The sequence below is a fragment of the Oscillibacter sp. CU971 genome (assembly GCF_905219725.1).
Lineage (GTDB): Bacteria > Bacillota > Clostridia > Oscillospirales > Oscillospiraceae > Oscillibacter.
This window is the reverse complement of sequence record NZ_CAJMXG010000544.1, coordinates 1-1,179: the sequence shown is the minus strand read 5'-3', so window position 1 is coordinate 1,179 and position 1,179 is coordinate 1. Positions and strand designations below refer to the sequence as shown.

Genomic DNA, 1,179 nt, shown 5'->3' with positions numbered 1-1,179 from the left:
TACCCAGCGGGAAACTTGTACGCATAGGAACCCCCGTTTTACATAGGAGGGCAGATTATGGCACACACGAGGACCAGCTACCACAAGGAAGTGAAAACGGCCTCTTTCCAGGGCCGGACGATTACCGTTGAAAACCTGACCCCTATTCTCGCCCCCAAGGTGCGGGACAAGCGCAAGCGGGAGATCGAGACGGGGCTTTATTCCGTGTTCCGCAAGTACGCTCCGGGCCGCGCGGAAATGCGCTGACCGGGTGACATCCTTGTGATTTGGGGCTGTCTTTGGTATAATATACTTGTAAAGGTTGACAGTTCCATTCCGATACGGAAAGGAGCCGACAATGGAAAATCGCATTGACGCTATCTACGCGAGACAGTCTGTGGACCGTAAAGACAGTATCAGCATTGAAAGCCAGATCGAGTTCTGCAAGTACGAGCTGCGGGGAGGGAATTTCAAGGACTACAAGGACGGGCCTGTTAAAATAGGACTAAATCAGCAACACCCCACAGCAAGGGGCGCACTGGTTTAGTCCTGTTTTTATTCTATGAACATAGAAGGAGGCCAAAATGAGCAAAGCAGCCAAAATTACGGCAATCTGCAACCAGAAAGGCGGAGTTGGCAAGACTGTAACAACGGTCAATTTGGGAATCGGGCTGGCACGGGAAGGCAAGAAGGTCCTCCTGGTGGACGTAGACCCCCAAGGTTCGCTTACCGCCAGCCTGGGCTATCAGCACCCGGACCAGCTTGAAGGGACCCTTGCCGATGTGCTGGGGTTTATCATTACGGATAAGCCTGTACTTCCCGGAATGGGTATCATCCATCAGGCGGAGGGCGTTGATCTTCTTCCCGCCAACATTGAGTTGTCCGGTCTGGAGGTTACGCTGGTGAACACCATGAGCCGTGAGACAATCCTGCGCGAATACCTGAACAGCGTCCGGGAACAGTACGATGTGATTCTGCTGGACTGCTGCCCATCACTCGGTATGCTGACCATCAACGCCCTGGCCGCTGCGGACGAAGTAATCATTCCTATGCAGGCGCATTACCTTTCCATCAAGGGATTGGAACAGCTCATCCGCACTATATCAAAGGTGAAGCTGAAAATCAACCCTCGTTTGGACATTGCGGGTATTCTCATAACCATGGCGGATATGAGGACCAACTACTCCCGTGAGATTGTAG

General features: G+C 52.6%; 2 protein-coding genes and 1 pseudogene. All 3 read left to right on the top strand.

Going from position 1 to position 1,179, the window contains the following annotated elements:
* Positions 1-57 precede the first annotated feature (57 nt).
* Positions 58-246 carry a hypothetical protein gene (locus JX325_RS17290; RefSeq protein ID WP_120486414.1) on the top strand — a complete coding sequence of 63 codons (189 nt, stop codon included), beginning with the start codon at positions 58-60 and terminating at the stop codon, positions 244-246.
* Positions 247-337: 91 nt separating this feature from the next.
* Positions 338-466: pseudogene (locus tag JX325_RS17285) on the top strand (recombinase family protein); the annotation flags it as partial.
* A gap of 97 nt (positions 467-563) precedes the next feature.
* Positions 564-1,179 (top strand): ParA family protein (locus tag JX325_RS17280; RefSeq protein WP_204792240.1); only part of this gene is annotated, 616 nt, incomplete at its 3' end.

Coding starts and splice junctions, on each gene's coding strand:
- JX325_RS17290 (WP_120486414.1), top strand. CDS start 58: ATGGCACACACGAGGACCAGCTACCACAAGGAAGTGAAAACGGCCTCT.